Annotated in this window: 16 protein-coding genes and 2 pseudogenes; 6 read left to right on the top strand and 12 right to left on the bottom strand. The window is 41.1% G+C overall.

Features of this window, described 5'->3' with window-relative positions; translation table 11 throughout:
- Positions 1–15: 15 nt before the first annotated feature.
- Both E4O07_RS02765 and E4O07_RS02760 read right to left on the bottom strand, forming a co-directional pair.
- A pseudogene (locus E4O07_RS02765) lies at positions 16–291 on the bottom strand (PcfB family protein); the annotation flags it as partial.
- A gap of 107 nt (positions 292–398) precedes the next feature.
- Positions 399–2,474 (bottom strand): hypothetical protein, encoded by a 2,076-nt coding sequence (locus E4O07_RS02760; protein WP_253687195.1) that lies wholly within the window; start codon positions 2,472–2,474, stop codon positions 399–401.
- A 203-nt stretch (positions 2,475–2,677) separates the two neighbouring features.
- Here E4O07_RS02760 and E4O07_RS02755 point away from each other — a divergent pair, with 203 nt between their 5' ends.
- Entirely contained in the window at positions 2,678–4,294 is a 1,617-nt protein-coding gene (locus E4O07_RS02755; protein WP_371921945.1) for a ClC family H(+)/Cl(-) exchange transporter, read from the top strand.
- Positions 4,295–4,301: 7 nt separating this feature from the next.
- Here the strand turns inward: E4O07_RS02755 and mnmE are convergent, their stop codons facing one another.
- The 3 genes from mnmE to E4O07_RS02740 are packed head-to-tail and all read right to left on the bottom strand — an operon-like array spanning position 4,302 to position 8,825.
- Positions 4,302–5,720, bottom strand: a complete 1,419-nt coding sequence (gene mnmE / locus E4O07_RS02750) for a tRNA uridine-5-carboxymethylaminomethyl(34) synthesis GTPase MnmE (protein ID WP_253687191.1) — start codon at positions 5,718–5,720, stop codon at positions 4,302–4,304.
- Entirely contained in the window at positions 5,707–6,747 is a 1,041-nt protein-coding gene (locus E4O07_RS02745; protein WP_253687189.1) for a phosphatase PAP2 family protein, read from the bottom strand. Before E4O07_RS02745 ends, mnmE begins: the two co-directional genes overlap by 14 nt.
- The gene (locus tag E4O07_RS02740) at positions 6,747–8,825 is read right to left on the bottom strand and encodes a putative glycoside hydrolase (protein WP_253687187.1); all 2,079 of its coding nucleotides are present in this window, start codon (positions 8,823–8,825) and stop codon (positions 6,747–6,749) included. Before E4O07_RS02740 ends, E4O07_RS02745 begins: the two co-directional genes overlap by 1 nt.
- A 111-nt stretch (positions 8,826–8,936) precedes the next feature.
- On the opposite strand from E4O07_RS02740, the gene E4O07_RS02735 reads away from it, so the two are divergent.
- The 4 genes and pseudogenes from E4O07_RS02735 (at position 8,937) to E4O07_RS02715 (ending at position 14,839) form a co-directional block, all read left to right on the top strand.
- Complete coding sequence (locus E4O07_RS02735) at positions 8,937–9,596, top strand: CpXC domain-containing protein (RefSeq protein WP_253687185.1); 660 nt, start codon at positions 8,937–8,939, stop codon at positions 9,594–9,596.
- 3 nt (positions 9,597–9,599) lie between these two features.
- Positions 9,600–11,858 carry a YncE family protein gene (locus tag E4O07_RS02730; RefSeq protein ID WP_253687184.1) on the top strand — a complete coding sequence of 753 codons (2,259 nt, stop codon included), beginning with the start codon at positions 9,600–9,602 and terminating at the stop codon, positions 11,856–11,858.
- 10 nt (positions 11,859–11,868) lie between these two features.
- A pseudogene (locus E4O07_RS02720) lies at positions 11,869–13,114 on the top strand (carbohydrate ABC transporter substrate-binding protein).
- A gap of 66 nt (positions 13,115–13,180) precedes the next feature.
- Positions 13,181–14,839, top strand: a complete 1,659-nt coding sequence (locus tag E4O07_RS02715; RefSeq protein WP_253687180.1) for an AMP-binding protein — start codon at positions 13,181–13,183, stop codon at positions 14,837–14,839.
- 74 nt (positions 14,840–14,913) lie between these two features.
- Here the strand turns inward: E4O07_RS02715 and E4O07_RS02710 are convergent, their stop codons facing one another.
- The 5 genes from E4O07_RS02710 to E4O07_RS02690 all read right to left on the bottom strand — a co-directional run bounded on the left by E4O07_RS02710 (position 14,914) and on the right by E4O07_RS02690 (position 21,446).
- Positions 14,914–15,321, bottom strand: coding sequence for a ParB N-terminal domain-containing protein (locus tag E4O07_RS02710; RefSeq protein ID WP_253687178.1), 408 nt, complete (start codon positions 15,319–15,321; stop codon positions 14,914–14,916).
- A gap of 23 nt (positions 15,322–15,344) precedes the next feature.
- Positions 15,345–16,904: a hypothetical protein gene (locus E4O07_RS02705; protein WP_253687177.1), complete on the bottom strand. Its 1,560-nt coding sequence runs from the start codon at positions 16,902–16,904 to the stop codon at positions 15,345–15,347.
- Between the two features lie 75 nt (positions 16,905–16,979).
- On the bottom strand, positions 16,980–17,927 hold the full coding sequence (locus E4O07_RS02700; RefSeq protein WP_253687175.1) for a M23 family metallopeptidase: 948 nt from the start codon (positions 17,925–17,927) through the stop codon (positions 16,980–16,982).
- A gap of 36 nt (positions 17,928–17,963) precedes the next feature.
- Positions 17,964–20,087, bottom strand: a complete 2,124-nt coding sequence (gene recJ / locus E4O07_RS02695; RefSeq protein WP_253687173.1) for a single-stranded-DNA-specific exonuclease RecJ — start codon at positions 20,085–20,087, stop codon at positions 17,964–17,966.
- Positions 20,088–20,114: 27 nt separating this feature from the next.
- Positions 20,115–21,446: a thymidine phosphorylase gene (locus tag E4O07_RS02690; RefSeq protein ID WP_253687171.1), complete on the bottom strand. Its 1,332-nt coding sequence runs from the start codon at positions 21,444–21,446 to the stop codon at positions 20,115–20,117.
- Between the two features lie 145 nt (positions 21,447–21,591).
- On the opposite strand from E4O07_RS02690, the gene E4O07_RS02685 reads away from it, so the two are divergent.
- A complete protein-coding gene (locus E4O07_RS02685) occupies positions 21,592–23,010 on the top strand; it encodes a PALP domain-containing protein (protein WP_253687169.1) in 1,419 nt (472 codons plus the stop codon).
- Between the two features lie 27 nt (positions 23,011–23,037).
- Here E4O07_RS02685 and E4O07_RS02680 read toward each other — a convergent pair whose 3' ends face one another.
- Both E4O07_RS02680 and E4O07_RS02675 read right to left on the bottom strand, forming a co-directional pair.
- Positions 23,038–23,544, bottom strand: a complete 507-nt coding sequence (locus E4O07_RS02680; protein WP_253687167.1) for a deoxycytidylate deaminase — start codon at positions 23,542–23,544, stop codon at positions 23,038–23,040.
- Between the two features lie 73 nt (positions 23,545–23,617).
- Positions 23,618–24,805: a glycine C-acetyltransferase gene (locus E4O07_RS02675; RefSeq protein ID WP_253687165.1), complete on the bottom strand. Its 1,188-nt coding sequence runs from the start codon at positions 24,803–24,805 to the stop codon at positions 23,618–23,620.
- Positions 24,806–24,912 lie beyond the last annotated feature (107 nt).

The following is a 24,912-nucleotide window of genomic DNA, read 5'->3' as shown; positions in this document are numbered from 1 at the left end:
GATGTGAAGAATCACTCATAGCTCCACCCCACGATCTTTCACTTTAACTTTCTCACGAGTCTTGTGATTTTTTTCCGCAGCTTCCTTGAAAGCAGATAGCGCCTTTTTCACGGATGGCTTTTTCTCCTTGCGGAGATTCTTCGCCATATACTCCTTAAAGGCTGCTTCCATCACATCTGCATCACGGCCCTTGAAGAAAACTAAATACCTTGGTGGATTCTCTAAAATGTCTTTCTTCAAAGCAAAATCAATTCCATACTCCTTGGCTGTTCCTTCAAAGTCTTTGATATTGTCAAGGAGCAGTGATTTTCACTACTCCGAAAGTGCATCAATTCGACAAATAAGAGGAAGATGGAATTACCAATGGTGCTCCATCTCCCCTTTGTGTGTCTACGGTTTTATTTTAGATTGAACGGATAGATACCCGTTTTTTTAATAAGATAAAAATAGCAAAAGACACCGGCGGCTGCAAGCAGCAGGATTAAAACGGCAATAAAAATATTTCTACCCTTTTTCTTTTCGGCAAACGGGTCAAGGTGTGCGAGCCGTGCGTTTTTCGGCAATGATGCCAATTTTGTAAGCGAGCTTCCAAGAGGAATATTGATTTTTGCATGTGCATTAATCGCCCAGCCGTTTGCTTCAAGAATCGGACCGATACTTCGCTTGCGCAATTTCATGGCGGCGAGTATCATCGACGGCCCCGATACAATCAGTATAAGCCCGATGAGTCCTAGAGGGACCCACAAGCCTAAGCCGAATAATGCTTGAAGTAAGCTTCCGATGAGGGTTGAAATTCCGCCTATTGCTGTTCCGATTAAAGCAATCGTCCCGAGATCAAGCTTTTTGTTCGGCAAACTCGCCGCCGCTTCTTTCGGCATATTGACCGTTTTGTCTGCGGCCGTTGCAACGAGGGCATCCGATTTTTCGTTTGCTGCATTTGCCTTTTTTGCAATTTGCTCTTCAATCATGCGGGCTAAATTTTTATACGGTGAGAAAAACGCTTCACGCACACTGACCGGATTGGCAATAACTTTAGTAATAGTTGCGTTCCAATCGTTTCCATCTCTGTCATAAAACAAACCATTTCTTCCAACAACAATATTGTCAGAAGCGCCATTGGTTAAAAGAGCCAAAAGTTTTCGCTTGGCTGTTCCTCGTGTTATATCACAGTAAAGTAAATACGCTCCCGACAAAATATCCAAGGTTGCATGTCGGTCATCTCCGTTTAATTCAAAGCACAAGGTCGTTGCCCTTGTGTCAAAGAATAAAACGCCTGCCTGAAAGGCCGTTTCTCCTCCGGTATAAAAGTTGGAAAAACTGACATAATTTTTCAAAAGTGTAAAAAAGTCTTTTCGAAAGAGCAATAATTTTTTAAGCGATTGGATGTGCTGTTTTTCCTTTTCAAAGGTCAACCGTTCATTTATTTCCGTGATAATTTCATCTTTTTGATTGAGCTTTGTTTCCAAAAACTGAGGATTGATTTTTGCAGCCTTAATTTCAGCCTGCTTTGAATACACCGTAGTAAAGTCGGAAATTTTTTGTGAAATATTTTTCCAATCATTTTCTGTCAGTACCAAAATCTCTCCGCATAAAGGTGAAACAGCATCTGCGTAGAGCTTTTTTATTTCATTTGCCCAAGCCGGGTTTATTTTGCTTTGTGTGTCCAAAAGCATTTCGGTATTCGGCAATGCAATGGGAAGCTCGCGTAATTTTTCGCTGGATGTGTCCAATTCAACAGTAGTGAAGTTTTTAAAAATTTCACTGTAGTCGGTGAGCGGGGTATTGTCCCCGTTGGCGTAGGTCAAAAGTTTACAACGAACAAAAAAGTCATCTATCTTGTTTTTAACGGCTTCAAAAGCGGCAACGGCTTTTAGCATCGATGCGGTTTCCAAACCGGCACTGACGGCTTTTAAATCTTCGGTGTTTTGGAGGCATTGGTTCCTGTCATTAGTAAACATGTCAAAGATGGCTTCACTCGTGCTGTTTATATTTTCTTTTACATACAGTGAAAGCACTTTTTTCAGGCGGAGATCATCGCTGTCATTATCAGATAGTTCTCCGAGTTCATTTGATTTTATAATTTCATTTTCGTTTACAATATCCGCAAGCGAAATTATACTGCCTGTTCTTCCCTGACTTTTTAAAGCCCATTCCGCTGTCTTGGCAATTTCGGTACTTTTTATATCACCGAGTGAAAGTGTATCGCCGTCTTTCATGATGATACCGACATCCTGTAAACTTTCTGCTAAAAAATCGACGGCATCTAAAACTTCCGGAGGGCGGATAAATCCGTCGGCATCCGTATCCAGTATGGCAGCCGTTTCGGGATTAAAGAAAATGCCTTTTGTCGGCATCGCTAATGTAGTCCAAAGCTTTTGATCTAATTGCCTCAGATTAAGAATATCATCGGCAGTTTCAAACACCAACTGAGTTACCCCGCCGAATCTTGCAAATTTCCAAATATGTTTTTTCAAGTTTTCCTCCAATCTAAAAGTTAAAGTAGCACGTCATTGTTTTTTTATCAAGAGGGTATTTATGGTTATGAAAATCGATTTTTAATATTTTTATTAAACCGCCTGTGATGTCAAAAAGCGCAATAAGACACTGTCAACCGACACGGTAAGGATTTACATTTTTCATTAATCTTGCTTTCCATGATATTTGGAGCGCATTTTAATTGACAGGCAAAAGACTTATTTATATAATATCAAAGATGAAATACACAGGTTTAAGCACAAAGAAAATTCTTGAAAATTGGTACGGCAATCATCTTATAATTGCAGGAGAAAGTTTTATTGTTGGTATTCTTACAGGGCTTGCAATTACGGCATTTAGAAAGTCAATCGATTTTCTTTCAGGTTTACGGATTGATTTTTATGACAAGGCTGCAGGCGGAAATCTATTGAACCTTGCCGTTTTGATTTTAGCGGTAACGCTTCTTGGGATTTTTATGGGCTTTATAATAAAAAAATATCCGATGATTAAGGGAAGCGGAGTGTCGCAAATCAAGGGTAAGTTTATGAAAAAGCTTGACATGACGCCCTGGCCCGAATTACCTTTGAAATTTTTAGGCGGCGTTTTAAATATAAGTGCAGGTCTTTCAGTCGGACGGGAAGGTCCATCAGTTCAAATCGGTGCCTATGTAGGAAGCGCCTTCGAAAAAATCGGCAAGACCTCCCATATAGAAAGGGTCTGCCTGGTAACAAGCGGAGCGGCAGCAGGACTTGCAGCTACCTTCGGGGCTCCCTTTGCAGGTATTGTCTTTGCAATAGAGGATCTTCATCAATATCTAAGCCCCCTCCTTTTAACCTGCGTAATGCTTGGAGCCTTTGCAGGCGACCTTGTCGCCTCGGTATTTTTTAAGCAGGGAGCTATCTTTGATTTTCACGGCCTTCAGCTTTTCCCGATAAAATATTTCGGCTGGCTCCTTTTGATGGGCGCTGCGGCGGCGGTAATAGGACATCTCTTTAAAAAATCGATTTATACTTCTCAAAAACTTTACAAAAAGCTAAATATTCCTCCCCAATTTGCGCCCCTGATTCCCTATCTTATTTCGGTACCCGTCTGTCTTTTTTTGCCCCTTGCGGCAAGCGGAGGAGATCACCTTATCGAGGCCCTTGCGGAACACAGCTTTCCGCTTTCCATGCTGATTTTGATTCTTGCGGCAAAGATAATCTTTACAGGCCTTTCGGCAGGTTCGGGAGCTATAGGAGGCATCTTTGTTCCCCTCCTTTCATGCGGAGCCTTGACCGGAATTATCTTTTCGAATATTTTGGTTTATTTTAATTTAATCGAAGCCCAATATGCCGTAAACCTAATGGTCTTTGCGATGGCCGCCTTTTTTACGACAGTAATAAAGGCTCCGGTTACAGCAATAGTGCTTCTTGCAGAAACGAGCGGAGACCTTTTCCACCTAGGCGGCTTGGTGCTTACCTCGGCCGCTGCCTACATTACGGCAAACATAATAAAGTCTCCGCCAAATGACGAGGTACTTTTAAAGCAGATTTTAACCGGCGAAGATTTTTCAAATCAAAAAGAAAAGGAAGAAGATCACGGCAAGCAGGTTTTTGAAGTCTGCGTTTCTCCCGAATCCTTTTTGGATGGAAAGCCGATAAAGGATGTTACATGGCCCGATGAGTGTTTAATCGTAAGCATTGCCCGCGGCGAAGAAGAAATCATCCCAGACGGAAGCACATCTATTTCGGCAGGCGACAGACTCGTAGTCTTAACCCACGGCCGCCATGTAGAGTCCCATTTGGAGCAAATCGCAGAGATGGCTCAAGTCGAGGAATAAACCGATTTTACTTACCGACACAAAAACCTGAAAAGACCTTATCGAGGATATCGTCGGAGCGGACTTCGCCGGTAATTTCTCCTAAAAAGCTTAAGGCCTCTTCAAGGTCTTCTACGATGAGGTCGAGAGGGAAGCCTGAGACAGCGTTTTGATAAGCCGTTTCAAGCACATCCAAGGCCTTTTGAACGGCATCCCTTTGCCTCTCGCTTCCGAGGGAGGCTGCCTTTGAAAAGCCGGACCTGTCGGTGTTTTTTGCTAAAACCGCATAAGCCTTTTCGGACAGAACCCTGATCCCGCTTGACGCCTTCGATGAAATTATAAGGGCCTCTTCAATTTTTTCTTTACTTAAAATTTCTTTTAGCTTTTCTTTCGATTCGGCATCAAGCAGGTCTTCTTTTGTGATAATGGTAATTACGGGAGGCCTTGTATTTTTTATAAAGTCTAAATCATCCTTGTTTAAACTACCCGAAGATAAAATATCTTTAGGATCGCAAAGGTAGAGGATGAGGTCTGCGTTGCGGCTCATCTCCAAGCTCCGCTCTACCCCGATAGCCTCAATGGAATCTTGGGTATAACGAATACCTGCCGTGTCGTAAAGGCTTACAGGGATTCCGTTAAAGTTTAAGGAGGCCTCAAGCCAGTCCCTTGTCGTGCCGTGAATGTCCGAAACTATGGCCCGGTCTTCTTTTAAAAGGGCATTAAAGAGGGAGGATTTTCCGGCATTGGTTTTACCTGCAAGAACAACCTTAGCCCCTTGAATAAAGATTTTTTCTGCTGCCCATGAGTCTGCTAAATTTTGAAGAGGCTCTATCACCTTTAAAATCAAATCAGGCGAAAAGGCCCCTTCTGTCGTTTCCTCATCCTCAGGGTATTCTATTTCGACATCGGCGGCAGCGATAACCCTTGTGAGACCTTGCTTTATTTCCTCTATCCCCGAAAAAAGATTTCCCGACAGGCGGCCTGCTGCAAGTTCTATATTTATATCGGTTTTTGAATTGATAATTTCGTTTACAGCCTCTGCACGCGTAAGGTCGGCCTTTCCGTTCGCAAAGGCACGGAAGGTAAACTCTCCGCCCTCGGCAGCCCTAAAACCGTTCTCGATTAGTAGGCGGTATATTTTTAAAACGACGGCAGTGCCGCCGTGACAGATAAACTCAACAGCATCTTCTCCCGTAAAGCTCTTAGGCTCCCTATAAACGCAGACCGTAACCTCATCGACTTCTTTTTTTGATTCGGGATCCAAGATCCAGCCATGCAGGATAGTGTTTCCTTGAGCCTCTTTTAGTTTTTCGGGGCGGGAAAAAATTGCGGAAGCAAGGTCTATCGCCCCCTTCCCTGAGGTACGGACAATGCCGAGGGCGGCAGGACTTAAGGCCGTAGCTATTGCGGCTATCGGATCGTCTAGGGAATATTTACCTGTCTGCATTCTCTCCTCCCGAAAGTTTTAAACGGCAAAAGATTATCGGGGCTAAACCCGAAGCAACAGCTCCAACCGCAAAAAATTCCAAAAAGCGGTAGAGCCTGTATTGGGCATAGCTTGAATCTATTTTTAAAAGATAGAAAATTAAAATCGGAATACATGAAAGAGTTGCCCCGATAATAAATCTTAAAAGCTTTTGAAGCGCAGAGCCTGAAGAAGCATCAAAATTATATTTTGAATTTTCTAGGATTCGGATATTTCCAAAAGCAAGCCCAAGGATAACGCCTGCCTCATTTACCTTTTCCTTCGAAATTAAAATGAGTATAAATGAAAAAATAGCGGCAAGGGTAAACCTTATTGAAGCATCTTTTTTGAATTTAATATTTTGCGGATCTTCTTCATCGGTCTTGTTTGAGGAAGAAAGCCTTGCTTCAACTGCGGGAAGCAAAAACATCAAAGCTAAAAAGATAAATGCTCCAAGAGCCCAGCCCAAAAGGACATCGGTCGGATAGTGTACTCCGAGATAAACACGTGAAAAACCCACCAAGAGCGGAAGGCTAATTGCCGCTGCTATTTTTAGCCTAGCTGAAGCTGTACCCTTTGTTTCGATATTATTCGATTGGGAATCTTTCGATGGCTCTTTTTGAAAGGGCTTATAAAACAAGGCTGCCGGATAAATTAAGGCACTTATCGAAGAGTGCCCCGAAGGCGTCGAATATCCTCCTATGCTTTTAAGCATAATTTCCGGGGCATGAGTAAAAGGCCTCGGGACTTTTAAGATACGCTTAATTCCTCCGTTAAGCCCTGAGGTAAAGGCGGCGGCGTAAGCAAGGTGAAGCCCCTTTTTGTAATCGATGCACCAAAGATATAGGCCTATAATAAAAACTACAAAGCCGTAGGTTGAAGCATCCGTAAAAACTTTTAGGATTTCGGTAATAACCGGATTTGAAAAATTTTGCACAGTCCTAATTACTTCTATCCCCCATTGGTGCACGGCATGAAATTCTTTTGAAGCTGCTGTAAATTCCGTCATTATAAGCCCTCCCCGTCAGGACGCAGATCCAAGTAGCGGCCCGAATTATTCCAATAAATATAACCCTCATCTATGGAATCCTTAATTCCTAAAATTTGGCGTTTTACATAATTTTCATCATAGTATTTTTTATCGTAAGAAACCGGAATAAAAAACGCTTGAGCCCATGGACGCACTATTACCTTATTGCGTGCCATCAATTTGTTTCTGTATGAACCTTGATGATAAATTCTATAGGGCCTTTCTTCGGCAGGCTTATAAGCTAAAAAGCTTTGAGAAAAATGGCTGGGATAAAACATAGGACAGATAACATCTACATATTCTGCAAGGAGTTCTACCTCCTGTCCGGTGCGGGCTCCCGTGCGGTACCAGCCGTTTGCCCCGTAAATATCTATAGAAAGAGGAGCCTTGATTCTTTCGCGCGAGTAGGCTAAAAAGGACATTAGGGCACTAACCTTATCCATGCCGTTTTCTTGGGCCGGGTATCGGACATTTGCAAGGTTTAGGCCGTCTGTAGGAAAGCGGATATAGTCAAACTGAATTTCATCAAAGCCGAGCGAGCAAAGCTCTTCGGCTATATCGACATTGTATTTCCAAACGTCTTCATTATAAGGATCGACCCAATGCTCCTGTATAATTTCTTTTTCTCCGTTATAAATATTATAACCCTGCCATGGCTTTCCGGTTTCCTTATCCTTGACGGCGTATTGACCTTCGTTATATCTGTATAAGTTTTTATCTTTAAACACTACAATGCGGGCGATAAGGTAGATATTTTCAGCCTTTGCCTTTTTTATAAGTTTTTCGATATCGAGAGTATATTTTACACCATTATATTTTTTTATATTCTCATTTTTACTTTCATAGCGGACAAAACCCGCTTCATCTTTCATATCGATGACAAGGGCATTGAGTTTATTGTCCTTGATTGTTTTAAGATGCTTTTCAAAAGATTTATCTTCCCGCATCTGATGGGTAGGCGTATAAATTCCTTTTTTACCGTCTGAGATCTTTAAGTAAGGATTGCTTTGATTTTTTTTATCATGCAATAACCAGAGTTCGGATAGGGATAAATTACCGTTAAATGAGGTCAAATTACTCGGCACAAAGGCACACAGATAGTTTGAATTTTTAAGATATTTTTTAACCTTGTCATAATTTTTTAATAATTTTTTAGAAGTGTAAATTTGGGTATTAGGGATAATTAAATTAGTTTCAAATAAACCGCCTTCCATAACTCCGAAAACGGTATTGTCTATTATATTTAAACTATCTACACAAACAAGCTTTTTATCGTTTGCTTCTTTTTCGTTTAAGAGTATAAAGATTTTTTTATTCCAATCAAGCCTGTACATCAAACCTGAAAATGTTTGAGCACAGTAAACTTGAGACTCGTTTGAGATTTGATTAAAAACAATATCGGATACTTCTTCAACTCCTTCCGGACCTTTTTTTAAGCCGTCGCTTATATTGTTCCAAATTTTAGAATTTACATCGGGCTGCTTCCATGCCATACCGGCAATGGAGTGCGAAACAAAAACCGTTAAAACTTTTTCACCACTTGCATTAGGCATGTCCAAAACACTTACAGCCTTTATTCCGTTTACCGAATGATTGGCACCAAGGTCCTCCCAAGTTTTTCCTGAATCCCTCGTCAAAAAAACATTGCTTGAAGTTGCAGTAACAAAGATGTTCGGATTAAAGGGATGAACTTCCAAATCTTTAAGTTGAGGAATTTTTTCTATAAAGGTTTTGTTTCCGTTTTTATCTATATTTTTAATTATTTTTTTTGGAAGCTTATCGTTTAGATAGTAAAAATCTTTTAAATTTTTGCTTGCGGCAAGCCCCTTCCCGGTTAAAAAAAGCCATTGATTTCCGGCCTTAGATATCTTTAAAACAGCCGCATCTCTCCAAATCTTCTTTACTCTAAAATTATCTATTCTAAACAAGCCCTCAGAGCTTCCTGCCAAAAAAACATCTTGAGCATAAAGCGGGAGCATAATAATCAACAAAACAAAAGCAAGCCTTAAAGCTCTTTTACCGCAATAAAAAATTTTCATAGGGCAACATAATGCCATAAATTGAAGATATATGCAAGCCGGTATTTTGCCGGTCTGACAACCCGGCTCATAAAGCCCTTACATTTTTCTCTAAAATATGGTACAATACGAGAATATTGGAGTTTTATTATGAAGATACATTGTCCTTGCGATAAAAGTTTTGAAATTGAACATCATGCTAAAATAAATTTGGATAAGGAACCTGAAATATTAAAAAAAATAGCCGACGGTTCATATTTGACCTTTAAGTGCCCTCAATGCGGGAGAAAGGTCCGTTCGGAGATAAAGACAAGAATAGAATGGCCTTCAAAAAAGCTTGTTTTACTTTTTGTTCCGGAGGCCGATAGAATAGCCTGTCTTTCCAGCTGCTCGGGATTAAAAGAGATAAACGAAAAAACAAAAAAAGCTGAAAAGATAGAATATGAAAAAGCCGATGAAACCCCGGTTATAGGTTACTCGGAATTGGCTGAGCGGCTTGCCGTTGTTGAAGCAGGTTTAGATCCCCATGCCATGGAAGTTTTAAAATTCTTTATATTGGACAGCGGAAAGGACATAAAAGGAAAAAAGATAAAAATCTTTTTCCACTCGATATGCAATGACGGAAACTTTGAATTTTATGTCTACGGCTTAAAAGAAGACCAAGTAGCGGTTATGAAAATTCCTGTCAGATTGTATGACTCGGTTTGTCAAGATATCAAAAACAATAAAAAGTCTGAAGTCTTTACAGCCGTATATTTGGGGAACTATCTTTCCTACCAAAATATTTTTACCGAAGGAAGGGATTCATAGTTTATGTACAAAAAATATCTTTGTTTATTTTTTGCTTTAATTTTATGTTTTTCTTTAGGGGCTCAAAATCAGGATCTCCCTTGGAGCGAGGTTGCCGAAAATCAAGGACAAGAAACGGGCAATACTGCTCCGGACGAAGGCAACGCCGGCACAGATAAACCTGAATTCCAACAAACGGAAAGCAGTGAAACGGCAAACACAGAGAGCACGGAGCAAGGACAGAAACCGGCAGAAGAAAACGCAAGTACATCACAGCAGGCGCCGCCTGAAACAAGCGCTAATACAAGCCAACAAACTCAACCGGCAGAAAATTCAAACACACCACAGCAATCTCCGCCGGAAGAAAAAAAAATAAACGCCCTTGCCTTTGCTCAGGCTATGACCCTTGCAGTTGCAAACGACAAGGCTCTTTATTCACGCAACACAGCTTCAAGAGCAAACGCCCCTGAAAAAGACAGATTCCGCTCGGCAAAGGTTGTCCACAAATTTTCGGGCGGAGTTACAGAGATAATGAACTCAGGCACCTTGCCGATATTTTTTGCGGCCGGAAAGGACGGCTTTGTTACCAGATATTCCTATCCCAAATTTGAGCCCGATACTTGGCAGCTTTCAAGTATGCCCATACAAAAAATAGCCGTCCATCCTCAGGGAAAACTCGTCGCCGTTTATGAAACAAACGGATTCAGCGTTCACCAAGTTTCCCTTTGGGATTGGGCAAAAAAGAAGGCCCTATTTTCAAAGCGCTTATCCGATTCGGTCGTATCCCTTTCATGGTCGGCAAACGGAACCTACCTCTTCGTAGGCAACCGATCTACCGACGGCATTACCGTATTGGATTCAAAGGGCATCGTACAAAATATTTATAAGGAAGCCCCCGGAATAGTTTTTTTGGCAGCGACAGCATCAACCGAAAGAAGCATTGTAACTTACGGAGAATCGGGCCGCCTCGTTTACACAGATATATCAAAGAAAAAAAAGCTAAAAGAATTCAGAACAGAGAACAAACTTGAAAATCCGAATCTTATAAAAAACTTTACAAGAATTATCGGCTATAAGGACAATAATGTCTATGTAATAGATGCCGTTACCGGTGAAACGGTATCGAAACATCAAGCCCGATATGCCCTCTTCGCTTCCAAAATTCAAGACTCGGTTCCTATTTGGATCGAAAGAACAAGGAGAAAAAATGAATGGTGCATAAGACAAGGAGATGCATCTTCAAAGGGCTTTTATGTGCCGGGGAATTCCAAAATAACGGCAGCCCGCCATATTAAAAATCACATGATAATCGGAACCCGAGACGGTTCGATTTACATGATAGGCTTAAACGAAGACTCTTCGGTCAATCTTGAAAAACCGCTCGCCTACTCCGACTCAAAAATAGACGACATAACAAGCGACGGAAATGTTTTGTACATCCTAAAAGACGGAAAAATCTATGTTCAAAATTCACCTGAAGAAAAACCCGTTTCAATAATAGAAAACCTGAAAACAAATAAGTTTACATTTTATAACAACGGCTTTTTGCTCTGGTCGGACATAAAAAAAGGAACTCCCATATCCCACTACTCCCTTGATACAAAGAGCCTAAAAAAGATTATCACGCCTAAGGAAACGGTTATATCGATTTCGGTTTATAAGAATTTATTTTTATATGTCGAGTCCTTTAACGGAGTTACACTGGTTAATTTTGAAAACGGAAAAAAAGAATTTGTCTATAATGCCCCGGGAATTCAAAATGCGGTTCAAGTAGACGACAGCACAATGCTGATTGCTAAAAGCGCCATAGGCCGCTCTCAAAGCCCGGTCTTTATAATAAACACCCTGACGGAAGAAACAAGCCCGATTCCTATGGAAGGAAATTTAGCCTTTTCCCTTGAGCAAAACAGCTCGCGCCCTAACAGCCTTGCATGTTTTTTAACCGGAACAAATCCTTCACCTAAGACTGAACTTCTTCATATAGGCTTAAACCGTAAGAATTTGATAGACAGCACTTTTAAGCCCATCCTTTCTTATAAGGAAGAAGACGTAGATGCTTTTTTGGAAATTTCGGGAAACGACATTTTAACAAACTTAGGGAACAGCTCCCTTGTTCACTACAATACCTCCTCAAAGCAGGGAAAAAGGTTGTCCCGTTCCTATGGATTTCCTAAAGAAGCGATTATCTTAAAAAAATATTTTATAAGTCTCAACTTCGGCGATACCCTATCGTGGTATGAGCGGAAGACCGGGGCTATTTTAAAAACAATAAACATAGAGTAAGAGAAAATTTATGAAAAAATATATTTTATTTTTGATCCTTGCAGCGATAATTTTTACCTCATGTACAAAAACCGAAGAGGACAAGATAGCGGTCATCTGGACGGACAGGGCGGAGTTTGTTTCATACTGTGAGGTTTTTAACAACTCTCAAAGCGAGCACAAAATTATTGTAGAATACAAAAAAAATCCGGTCGATGCCCTTATAAATACGGAAGTCCAGCCCGACATAGTTATCGGTGCATGGCTTAAGGGCAAATCCGCCAGAGTAAAGTTTAGAAAGATCAATAATCTTTTCGGAGAAAAAAAAAATAAACAAGAACGATTTTTATCCCGAGCTCTTAAACTTGGGAAATATTTCGGGCAATCAATATCTATTGCCTATAAGCTTTAACTTACCGATGATTATTTTTTCCTCGGCAAATAAGTTTAAAACAAAGAGCGACTTTTCAATTTCTCCTGATGAGATAAGAGATTTTTCGATTAAGTTTAACAAGGCAAACAGAGGGACATATACAGCAATGGGCTTTTCACCCCGCTGGTCAGATGACTTTTTATACATGAACACCAAGGGCTTCAATGCCTCCTTTGAAGAAGAAAACGATTTTTTTTCGTGGAGCGATAAGTCTCTTCAAAATGCAATAAACTATATAAGAGATTGGAGCAGCGAGGTAAATACATCAGCAGCAGCCGAAGACGACTTTAAGTTTAAATACCTTTATGATTCGCCCTATGTTTTAGTCAAAAACGGAAAATGTCTTTTTTATTATGCCTCGAGTGAGGAGCTTTTTTCTACACCTCAAAAACGATTGGAAAATATAGATTTTAGGTGGCTTGCCTTTAACGGAAAAACCCCTTTAAAGGACGATATTCTATATGGAGGAATCTGCAGCAAGGCAAAAAACGCTAAGGCCGCGGAAGCTTTTTTTATTTGGTTTTTTCAGGTCAAAACTCAAGAGCAGCTTTTAAATCGAGCCAATGAGATGGATCTTATGATAAGCGCCTTCGGCCTTGCAGGAGGCTTTTCGGCCTTGCGCCAAGTAACGGAAAAACTATTCCCAAGGTATTACCCTCTTTTATTGTCGCATCTCCCTCAAACTCAAAGTTTTTATGCACCCCATATACTGCCGAGCAACTGGCCGATGCTAAAAAAAGAAATTCTAATGCCCTATTTAAAGGATACATGTAATACCTCAATCTATCCTGATTCTATCCCTTCGCTTAATAAAAGGATAGCAGAATGGTACAAAAATCAATAAAAATGCAACCTTATTCCCCTTCAAGTGTCTTACTCATAGCAGGAATTATTTTAGCACGGAGGACTTATGCAGACAATTGATGATCTTGGAAAATACACCTTTCAGGCCTTATTAAGAAATTCGGCCTTAAAATTTTCGAATAGACCCGCTCTTTCATATGTATCAGAACAGCCCATAAGCTACAAAGAATTGGACGAAAAGGTTACCTCTATAAAAACCTTATTACATTCACTGGGAATAAAACCTCTTGATAAGGTAGCAATTTTCAGTACAAGTTCCCCCCAGTGGGCAATTTCATATTTTGCGATAGTTACACTCGGAGCTATTGCCGTACCTCTTTTACCTGATTTTAATGAAAGTGAGGCTTCATCCTGTTTAAAACATTCGGGAGCAAGGGCTGTCTTTGCGGGAGAAAAACTTTTAGCAAAATTAAACAATACGGATGACTTGGATATCATAATCAACATAAGCGATTTTGCAGTAAAAAAAGGAGAGGTAAAAACGGACTCTCCCCTGCCGGATCATGAATGTAAGGAAGAAGACACAGCTTCAATTATTTATACATCTGGAACAACAGGCCGCTCTAAGGGAGTTGTCCTTACACATAAAAACCTTATCTTTACGGCTATCGCAGGTCAACACTGTCAACGTATAAACCAATATGAGGTAGCTCTTTCAATCTTACCCATGTCCCACGTTTATGAGTTTACAATAGGCTTTTTAATGTTCATGCTAAACGGAGCCTGCATCTACTACCTTGAAGGACCGCCTATTCCCCGAAATCTGCTTCCTGCCCTTCAAAAGGTAAGGCCTCATTTTATGCTGACCGTTCCTATTGTAATCGAAAAAATATATAAGCAAAAAATTTTGCCTGCCTTTAATGCAAGTCCTCTTATAAAGAAAATTTACGGAACAAGGCTCGGAAGAAAATTATTATGCCGTAAGGCCGGAAAAAAGCTAAAGAAGACCTTCGGCGGCCGTCTTAAATTTTTCGGTATAGGAGGTTCAAAAACGGATCCTATTGTTGAACAGTTTATGATCGATGCAAAGTTTCCATATGCGATAGGTTACGGCCTTACCGAAACCTCTCCCTTGGTAGCCTACTCCGCAGTGTATAAAACTATTCCCGGAGTGATAGGGGTTAATCTTCCCGGAGTCGAAATAAAAATAGGAGATCAAGATCCGCAAACCGGAGTCGGAGAGCTCTTGGTAAAGGGTCCCAATGTAATGCAGGGATACTACAATGCCCCGGACTTAACAAAGGAAGTCTTTACCGAAGACGGATGGTTTAAGACCGGCGATCTCTGCGTTATGGATGATAAGGGAAGGGTCAGCTTAAAGGGTAGATCAAAAAATATGATTTTAGGGGCTGCAGGAGAAAACATCTACCCTGAAGATATAGAATTTGTCTTAAACCAGCATCCTCTTGTATCAGAGGCCCTCGTCGTTGAAGGCGAAAACACATCCTTGGTTGCCTATGTCCGCTTACAGGATGCCATAGGAGATGCCGTGTCAGAGCTTTCCAATGCAATACTACATAAAAGAGAAGAAGTTCTAAACGAGATAAGATTTTTTGTAAACTCGAAAGTAAACAAATTTTCAAAGATAGATAAAATCGAAGTTGTAGAAGAATTCGAAAAAACGGCAAGCCAAAAAATCAAGCGCTATCTTTATTCTCTACGTCATAGAAAATCCCAACCTGAAGAGACAAAAGAAGAAGAATAAAAAAAGCCTCCCCAAAAGGGAGGCTTTTTTGTTTACTACATTTACTAAAATCGGTTTGATACTCCGGTAAAATATTAAGATTCCGGCAATTCCTTTTTTTTACCGAAGATCCGTTTAAAAAAGGCTTTTATTGAACGCCAGAGCCTTACAAAGAATCCGGGATTTTTTAAGCGGTTAAGACGGGTAAAAGCATTTAAAAGCTCCTCATCCGAAAACTGCTGTCTTTGCACATTTTCTTCAATCTCGATATCGAGAGCGAGGCTCTCATCTTCTACAGAAAGAACCCTTGCTTCTATAGTTTTCCAACCCAGTTTTTTTGCTGCTTCCACCCTTCGCTGACCGGCTATAAGCACCTTGTTTTGATCTACAATAATCGGATTTAAAAGCCCGATACGGTTTAGGCTTTCTGCCAGCTCATCAATTTCTATAAATTCTTTTCTGGCTCTTTGCCTTACCCTTATCTCCTCTATGGGAATCTGCATAAGTCCTCCTTGTATCAAAGGATTTATTTTCCATACTCCTTTGACATACTCTCCAGCTTCATCATAACCTCATTTTTAAGTTTTGTCCACTCCTCAGGATTCATTTCGAGTACATTCACTTTATCTTTCGGCATTTCCATAGTTTTTACAATCTTGTTTGTGATAAGCATTTTTGATTCAAGCTCAGCTTCAAGGCTGCCGCCGCCCAGCTCTTCAGGAGTATTTAAGCTTATTTTATAGATACCGAATTCCGCAGTATCGGCAGTCTTATTAAAACTGCCCGAAACAGACATTTCCATTCTTTCCATCGTATTGTCTTTATCCATATCTGCTTCGGTTTGTTCTGCATATACAGGTATCATTTTTGGGAAGCCGAAATTCATTGACACCTTAAAATTATCCGATTGCTTTGTTTTATCTATAAACACGGAATAATTTGCATCAAAAATTACCGATTTTTCATCCATTGAATTTTTATGGCTCAAGCAAATATTTATACTAAAATCAGCCTTGTTTTCATTTGATTCGCCTCTGCTTTTAAATTCCATAACGGCGGAAGAAGGGAGTTTATTTTCAATAACTTCTATACTTGCAGTTAAATTATTTAGAACATAATCATAGTCTCCAATTTCATAGCTTAATTTAGCTGCAGGCTTATTTTCTACAAAAATCGTAAACATATCCTTCGAAATTAATCCGTCTTTTACGCTTATTTCTTCGGTAATACGGAAACCTTCAGGGATAGCCAATTTTTCGGGCGAAATCTCTTCGGAAAACTTATCCATTATTTCTTTTGTAAGAATATTTTCATACATACTCAACATTAACTTAAGCCGGTTATCGTTTTTTAATGCATACCAAATAAGAGAGGGAACTTGTTTTAGCTGTTCATTATTAAAACTAACCATATAACCGGAATCCGTTTTTTTGATGTCGGCATTTTTATAAAGAGATTTTTCTGCCTTGGCATATCTTTTTTGAGAATGTCTGTCAAGCTTCATAGTCATCATGTTTTTTATTTCGTTATATGAAAAATTCATATTAAAAAACGAAAGAAAGTCTTTAGGATAGATGAGAGCTAAAAATTTACCTATGCCGTTTGAGGGCAGATAGAAGGTCTTATCTTGCAGCAAGGGACTTGCAGCCTCAATATTTTTATTTCCCAATTTCATAATCAAAGCAGGAAGCTCAGACATTCCGGGAACCGGACTTTTGATACCATAATAATAAATTATAGCTTTTTCTTTTTGGTCATTGATAAAAGTAAAATTTAAACCGATGTTGTTTTCGATAAGCTTCTCAATACCGGCTGTATTCAAAGGTTTCTTATCAGCCTCGGTTCTCTTAATAGTATTTTTAAAATCCTTAATCCCGGCATCAAAAGTAATTGAACCGTTTTTTTCCAGTTCACTGCTCATAAAATATTCATCTGCAAATTTCTTAATGGATTTTTCGGCTCTCGCCCTCGACTCTTTTTTTAATGCAATAATGTCTCTTTCGTCCTTTTTGCCGCAGGAAATAATAAGGCTCAAGGAAAGGACTCCAATAAGGGTGAATAAAATAAAAGATTTAAAATTTTTCATATAGTACCTCATACGAACAGTATAAAAAATTTAAGAGAACTTGTCAACACTATGTAGCTATATAACCATAAAACTCTAAAATAATTCTTTTTTCAGAAGAAGTTCGGGATCGGCAGGCACTTCATTTATCCGCAGCTCCCAATGAAGGTGGGGGCCTGTAGAAAAACCTGTTGTTCCGATATCGGCTATTTTTTCTCTCATTTTTACAAAAGAGCCTTCTTTTACATGAATCTTGTTGAGGTGATAATAAATGGTGTAAACGGCAGGAGCGTGCTCTATTACAAGGGTCCATCCGGTTACTATTCTGTTTTCGGCAAGCACAACCTTTCCTTTTCCCGGAGCAAAGATCGGAGTTCCTATAGGAGCCGGATAATCTACTCCCCAGTGACGGCTTACCGAGGTTTTTCCGTCAGTATATTTTGAGGTGCGTTTTTCGGCAAATGTTGAGCTTATTCTTTTAGCATCAAAGGGCATTGAAAAGGGGCCCTTAAAATAAAGGCTTTCAAGGTTTTGTACCTTTAAAATTTCTGCAAATCTGTTTCTTTGCTCCGCTTTTTTGGGGCTTTTGTCTTTTAAAATTTTGGTGTTTTTTACGCTTAAGTTCATTACAAGCTCTTTAAATTCCTTTTCCAAAACCTCAAAGCCCCTGTCTTCTTCAAACAAAGCACCTTCGATTATCAGATGAGTCCGAATCTTCCAGCTTCCGCTTTTCCACCAAACGGCGACAGCAGAAATAACAGCCCATTCTTTTTTCGATTTGTCGATGGGAAAGGCATTGATGGTTTGTACTTTTTTTTCTTCCACATTGTATACACTAATCCAAGCCCTTTCTATCCCGCGCATAGCCTTAAATTTGACGGTAAAAAAAGATCCAAGCTCTCCGCTCTCCGGCATCGAAACAATATAGAGAGGTTTTGCGGATTCGGCATCCTGTTCTTTTTCTGAAACTTCAGCTTTACCCGATGCATAAATATTTAGCAAAAAACAGAAAAAAATAAATACATGGAGCTTTCTTTTTAACATTCATCATCCTTGATTTTAGCTAATCAGTAATTTTAGCTAATCTATTTTTTTTAAATCCCGGATCACCATCTTAGGCGTAACGGATCCGTTAAAGTAATTTTTAGATACATTGAATACTATATCGGCATAGTCCCCAACCTTAAATTCCGTTCCAAGCTTTTCGGCAGCCTTCCAATAAAGAGCATTCCATTTATATTTTCCGCATTCCAAGTTAAAGCGCAGATGAAGAGGTTCAGCCTTGCCTATAATGTTTGCATTTAAAATCTTTACCCTCTTTGTCATAAAGGTCAAGGCCGGAGAATTGCATCCGTAGGGTTCAAATTTATCGACCAAGTTTAAGATTTCCGGTTTTAAATATTCATGAGGAAGTTCGGCATCAATTGTAAGCGTTTCGGAATTTGAATCATTTTCAAATTCCATTGCCCGGGAAAATTGTTTTAAACTTTCCAAAAATTGACGAAGCTTTTCCTGCTCGATGCCGAAACCTGCCGCAAAATCGTGTCCTCCGTAGTCCAAAAAAAGCTCGCTGTAGGGTTCAAGGAAGTCTAAGAGACGGAAGCCTCTGGCTGACCTTATGGAGGCAACCGCACTTCCGTCAGGCATCAGGCAGATGGCAAGGGCCGGGAGCTTAAAGTATTCGGCCAACTTTCCTGCAAGGATGCCGGTAATGCCGCGATGAAATTCCGCGCTGACGGCAACTACCAATTTTTCGTTATAATCCTTTAAGCTTTCAATAGCCAGAGGCAGGGCAACTTCCCAAGCCTTAGCTCCGAGAGCCTTTCGATCCTCATTCATTTGAAATATTTCTTGGGCCTTAGCTGTTCTTTCACCTGAATCTTGAGCAAGAAAAAGCTCGATAGCCGTTTCGGGGCGGCCCATCCTGCCGGCGGCGTTTACCAAGGGCGAGATGTTCCAAGCTATGTCTTCGGTGCCTATGGGTGCTCCTAAGAGTTTTTGCATGGCCATCAGGTCTACAAGTCCGAGTCGGGGTTTTTTGTTTATCTCTTTTAAGCCTTGTTTTACTATGATGCGGTTTTCCCCGGAGAGCTCCATGAGGTCGGCAAGGGTTGAAAGAGCGACCAGCTGAATTTCGGAGGCCTCGCGTTTTCCGTAAAAATTGTTTTTTTGCTGAACAAAGGTTATGAAGATATTTTTAAAGGTTTCAAGTTCCGACCGGTTTTCTTCGTAGTATTTTCCTATAGTAGAAAATTCTTTTAGGCGTAAGAGGCTCATGTCTCCCATCTGCGGAAACTGTTTTGCAACCTCGGGTTGAAAATCAAAAAAATTAAATTCGATTCCGTTCCCGAAGATGTTTTTAAGCTGTTTTTTTTGCAAGGGAGCATCCCAGACAAAGATCTGCTGACCGTTTAAAAAAGAGCCGAGCCTTGTTTCCGAAAAGGAAAGCATCCCCGGAACGATGGTTTCGGTGATTTTTCCGATTTGAACCATGTTTACAAGTTTTACGGCTTCGATCGAATAAGCATCATTTACAGGCCTTACATTTAAAAGGGAAACCTGCTGCTTATAAAAGGGCTGCATTCCGAAGCGGAGGGCGGTAATGAGCTTCCACGCCGTTGCACAGCCCGATAGGTTTTCGTGAGGGTAGCCTGAATCGGGAACCTTACAGTTTATTATTACGGCTGCATCCGGTAAGGTCTCTTGGGGAGTGTGGTGATCGACCACGATTACATCAATGCCTAAACTATTGGCTTTTTCGATTTCCTTAAAATTGGAAATACCGCAGTCCACAGTGATGATAAGAGTTCCGTCATTTGCTGCATGTTTTTCTACGGCTTCAATAGAAAGCCCGTAGCTTTCATCCCCGGTCGGGATGCGCCATGACACATCAAGGCCCAGATCTTTTAGGGCTTCATAAAGAAGGGTTGTGCTTGTAATACCGTCAACATCCCTGTCGCCGAAAATTAAAACCCTCTCGCCTTCTTCCTTTGCATCCAAAATACGGTCTACGGCATCTTCCATGTTCTTAAAGAGGAAGGGACTGTAAAGATAGCGCATGTCCTCTTCCAGATAGAATAGAATATCCTTCCCGTCTATAATTCCTCGGCGCACCAAGATTGCCGAGGTCAGGGGATCACAACCGTATTTTCTTTTTATTTCGTTTACCAGTTCGGGACCGATTTCTTTTTTTTGCCAGTTCATTTTTTTTCTCCGCAGCAGGCTTAAATTTTAAAGATCTTCTTGTTTGATAATTTTAAAAATAAGCTTATCCTTTTGCGGAGCCTTATCGGAATATGCTAAGGCATTTTTCAATAAGGGCATCGAAGCGGAAACGGAAGCCGAATCCTTTCCGTAGACCCTCATTATAAGGTCGCCTTTTTTTACAGAGTCTCCCTTGTGCTTTAAAATTTCGACTCCGGCATCGGGGCATACGGGATCGGTGGTTTTGTTTCTTCCGACTCCGAGGTTTACGCCGGCCATTCCGACCTCAAAGGCATTTATGCTTTCGATAAAGCCGTCCTTCTCGGCCCTCAATTCTTCAAAGAATTTGCTTCGGCGGGTTTTGTACTCGGCCATGAGGGTCTTAGGATTACCGCCCTGAAGTTCTATATTCTGCATAAAAAGCTCCAAGGCCTTGCCTGAGCTTACGGCTTCTTTTGCAAGAACAAGGCCTTCTTCTTCAGTCTTTGCCTTGCCGCCGAGGATGAGCATGTGGGCTGCCAGATGCAGGGTGAGCTCGGTGCTGTCGGCGGGGCCTTGTCCCTTTAGAATATCGATGGTTTCTTCTATTTCCAAAAAGTTTCCGGCCATTGTGCCGAGGGGTTCATTCATATTGGTTATAAGAGCCCTCGCCTTTTTTCCCATCGCCTTAGCCGTGCCTACAAGGCTCACTGCAAGAGCCTCTGCATCGTCCAAGGTCTTCATAAAGGCGCCCTTTCCGCATTTTACATCGAAAACGAGGGCTTCGGAGCCTTCCGCAACTTTTTTCGACAAAATACTCGAAGTAATAAGCGGAACCGATTCGACCGTGGCCGTAACATCGCGCATCGCATAAAGGAGGCGGTCGGCAGGAACAATTTCCTTTGTCTGCCCCGTCATCGCAAAGCCTGTTTTTTCTATAAAGGATCTAAATTCGGCTTCCGTTAAGTTGGTACGGTAACCCGTAACGGCTTCAAGCTTATCGAGGGTTCCGCCCGTATGGCCAAGGGCCCGGCCGCTCATCATGGGAACCTTAATGCCGTTTGACGCAACAATGGGTGCAAGCGGAAGAGAGAGCTTATCCCCTACCCCTCCGGTAGAGTGTTTATCGACAAAGGGCCCTTCAAGCCCTGAAAGATCCATAACCTTCCCGGAATGAAGCATAACATCGGTAAGGACGGCAGTTTCTTCAAAGGTCATTCCGTTAAAATACACGGCCATAAGCCATGCCGAAATCTGGTATTCGGGGATTTCACCTCTTACATAAGAATTTACAATAAACTCTATCTCTTTGCGGTTTAAGGGTTCAAGATTTTGCCCCTTTATTCCGCGTTTTTTCATAATAATATCTGTTGCTCTCATGTGTTACCTCTCATTTCTGATATTAGTATGAAAAAACATAAATGTCAAGTCTAAAACTTGATTGACTTGATAATTGACAATGAATGATTTATATTGTAAAATATCAAATGTGAAGAATCTATGTAAAACTTGTGGATAAGTAGGGATGAAATTTTACGATATAACCGATAAAAATATTCAGGTCTCTTTTAAAGAAGCCGTACTAAGAGGTTTTAACTCTGAAACGGGGGGAGTTTTTATGCCGGCGGAATTCGGCAAGGTAAGTCAGGCCATGATTTACCGAAATCCTCCGTCTTCTTTTAGGGATATAAGTTTTGAAATTATAAAGAATTTTTGCGGAGACGAAATCCCTGAAGGCGATCTAATGTCGATAATAGCCCAGTTTTATCCTCACAGGCTACCGATAAACCCGATAACGCCCACAACCTACGTTTTAGAGCTATTTCACGGACCTACATGCAACTACAAGGACATCGGGGCCGGTTTTTTAGCCTATCTTTTAGAATATTTTAACAGAGACGAAGACGGAGAGATTAACCTCATTGTTGCAGCCTCAGGAGAAAGAGCCTGTGCTCTTGCCTCAGCCGTTTCCAAGGTTACGGGAGTCAATGCCCTCCTTTTATATCCTCAAGGCTCATTAACGGAAATACAGGAAAACATCCTTTCTTCAATGCCTAAAAATATCTACCCCGTTTGTGTGGAAGGATCCTTTGAAGATTGTGAAAATCTTGTGGATAAGGCAATAAAAGATGAAGATTTACTGAAAAAATTAAAATTGGTCTCGGGAGGAGCCTTAAACATAGCACCTCTTTTACCGCAAACGGCCTTTTTTGTATATGCAGCCCTGACCGTCTTATACCGCAGCGATTACGATAACAAAATTGAAAATCCTTCAATTATAGCTTCAGTGCCTTCAGGAAGTTTTTCATCTCTTACGGCAGCCCTGATTGCAAAAAAAATGGGAACTCCAATAAGCGGCTTTATTTCGGCAGAAAACGAAAATCATGCTCTTTCAGACTGGCTGACCCTTGGAGATTTTGAAAAAAGAACAGCAATAAAAACCAATACGCCGGCCCTGGATATTCCAAATACAATCAACTTTAAACGTATGCTTCAAATCTACGATTTTGAAGAACTAAAAAAACTGATAATTCCTTATTGGCTTGACGGTGCAGGAACCGTGACAGCTGTCAGGTCTTGTCATGAAAGAACAGGTTATATTATCGATCCTTACGGCGGTATGGCGTGGACTGCATGGCAGGATATCTACCACGGAGTCTTAAATTCAGTAAAGAGAAAAAATTCCGAAAGCGGCGAAGAACCGGGAATTCCTTCAAAATATGCAGATGTAGAAACATGGGCATCTTCGATCCGGAGAAACAACATGATAGGCATAATTCTTCAGACCTCTCATCCTGCAAAGTTCCCCGAAATCATGAAACCGGCCATAGGAAGGCCGCCTTCATTACCGGATAGACTTGAAAGCCTGCAATATAGGCCCTTAAAAGCGGTAAATCTCTCTCCCGACTATTACGAATTCAAAGAATGGGCATTATCTCTCTAAAGGCTTAAAAGTAAAAAGAGTGATTCCCTACTGACCCTTATATTCTTCGAGTGAATCGGAAATATGCTCAAGGATTATCCCTGCTTTTTTAAACATTTCGATTGTATCGGCTGAATCGTGATAGCGTTTTTCGGCTACGACACGCACTATTCCGCAATTTATGATGAGCATGGCGCAAGTACGGCAGGGGGTCATCTTGCAGTAGAGGGTTGCTCCGTCTATGCCGATACCTCGCTTTGCTGCCTGACAGATGGCGTTTTGTTCTGCATGGACGGTTCTCACGCAGTGTTGGGTAATGCTTCCGTCCTCGTGCTGAAGTTTTTTAAATTGGTGACCGACATCATCGCAATGAGGAAGGCCTGTGGGAGCTCCTACATAGCCGGTAACAAGAATTTGGTGATCGCGTGCAATAACACAGCCCGACCTTCCGCGGTCACAGGTAGCTCTTTTTGCAATTGCCCTGCAAACATCCATAAAGTATTCATCCCATGAGGGGCGCTTATATTTTTCTTCATTGTTATTTGTTGCTGCCATAAACTTTTCCCTATAAATAAAGCACCGGTTTGAGCTTTCCAAATCGGTGCTTTTCCGCATTCAAAGAATAGGATTAAAGAATTCCCATTTCTTTGCCGACTTTTTCACAGATTTTTACGGCTCTGTCAAGCTGCTCTGTGGTGTGGCCTGCAGTTACCATACATCGGACTCGGCCGGTTCCCTTGGGAACTGTGGGGAATACGATGGGGCCTGAGAACATACCGTTTTCAAAGAGCTTTTTGGAGAATTCCAAGGTCTTGGCCTCATCTCCGATGATAATCGGGGTGATGGGGGTTTCGCTGCGGCCGATATTGTAGCCGAGCTTTCCTAAGCCCTCTTTAAAGTGCTTGGCATTTGCCCAAAGTTTGTCCGTATGTTCGGTTGATTCCATGAGCATCTTAACGGCTTCTATGGCGGCTCCTACTGCTGCAGGAGGAAGACCTGTCGAGAATAAGAAGGGGCGGCCTCTGTTTTTAAGCCAGTCGATTGTTACCTTCTTTCCTGCGACATAACCGCCTACGACACCGATAGCCTTTGAAAGAGTTCCCATTGCAACATCAACCCTTCCGTGAAGCTTAAAGTGGTCTACGGTTCCGCGTCCGCTTTCTCCCAAAACACCGCTTGAGTGGGCATCGTCAACATAGGTTAGACAATTATATTTTTCTGCAAGAGCAACGATTTCGGGGAGCTTGGCGATATCTCCGTCCATAGAGAAAACTCCGTCGGTTATAATCAAAACGTTGTTGTAGTTGTTTCTTTTTTCTTTTAAAACTCTTTCAAGGTCAGCCATATCCGAGTGTTGGAAAACTGCCTTGTCGGCTTTTGAAAGGCGGGTACCGTCGATGATTGAAGCGTGGTTAAGCTGATCGGAGATGATTAGGTCTCCCTTATCTGTAATGGCCTGGATAACGCCTGCATTGCAGTTAAAACCCGATTGGAAGGCTAAAACGGCTTCTTCTCTTTTAAATTCGGCTAAGAGTTTTTCCAAGTCGTCATGAATCTTCATGTTACCGATGATGGGGCGTACGGCTCCGGCTCCGGCTCCGTATTTTTCGATTGCTTCGATAGCAGCCTTTTTAAGGCGAGGATGATTGGCAAATCCTAGGTAGTTGTTGGATGAAAGGTTAATAACTTTTTTTCCGTTAATAACACATTCCGCGTCACTCGGACCTTCAAGAGTAACAAGCTCCTTGTATAAGCCCTGCTCTTTTAATTCTTGAACTTTCTTTTGTAAAAATTCCATATCATGGATATTCGACATAGGTTCCCCCTAATAAAATGTTTAAAATTCTTAAAGGTAAATAACTTTAAGATTGAGACATTATTTATCTTTTTGGCGATATTGTCAAGAGCCGTCATCAGCCGATA

The sequence above is a fragment of the Treponema sp. OMZ 798 genome (assembly GCF_024181385.1).
In the GTDB taxonomy this organism is placed as follows: Bacteria; Spirochaetota; Spirochaetia; order Treponematales; family Treponemataceae; genus Treponema_B.
Note: the sequence above shows the minus strand (reverse complement) of the source record. Positions and strands in the feature narration are given on the sequence as shown.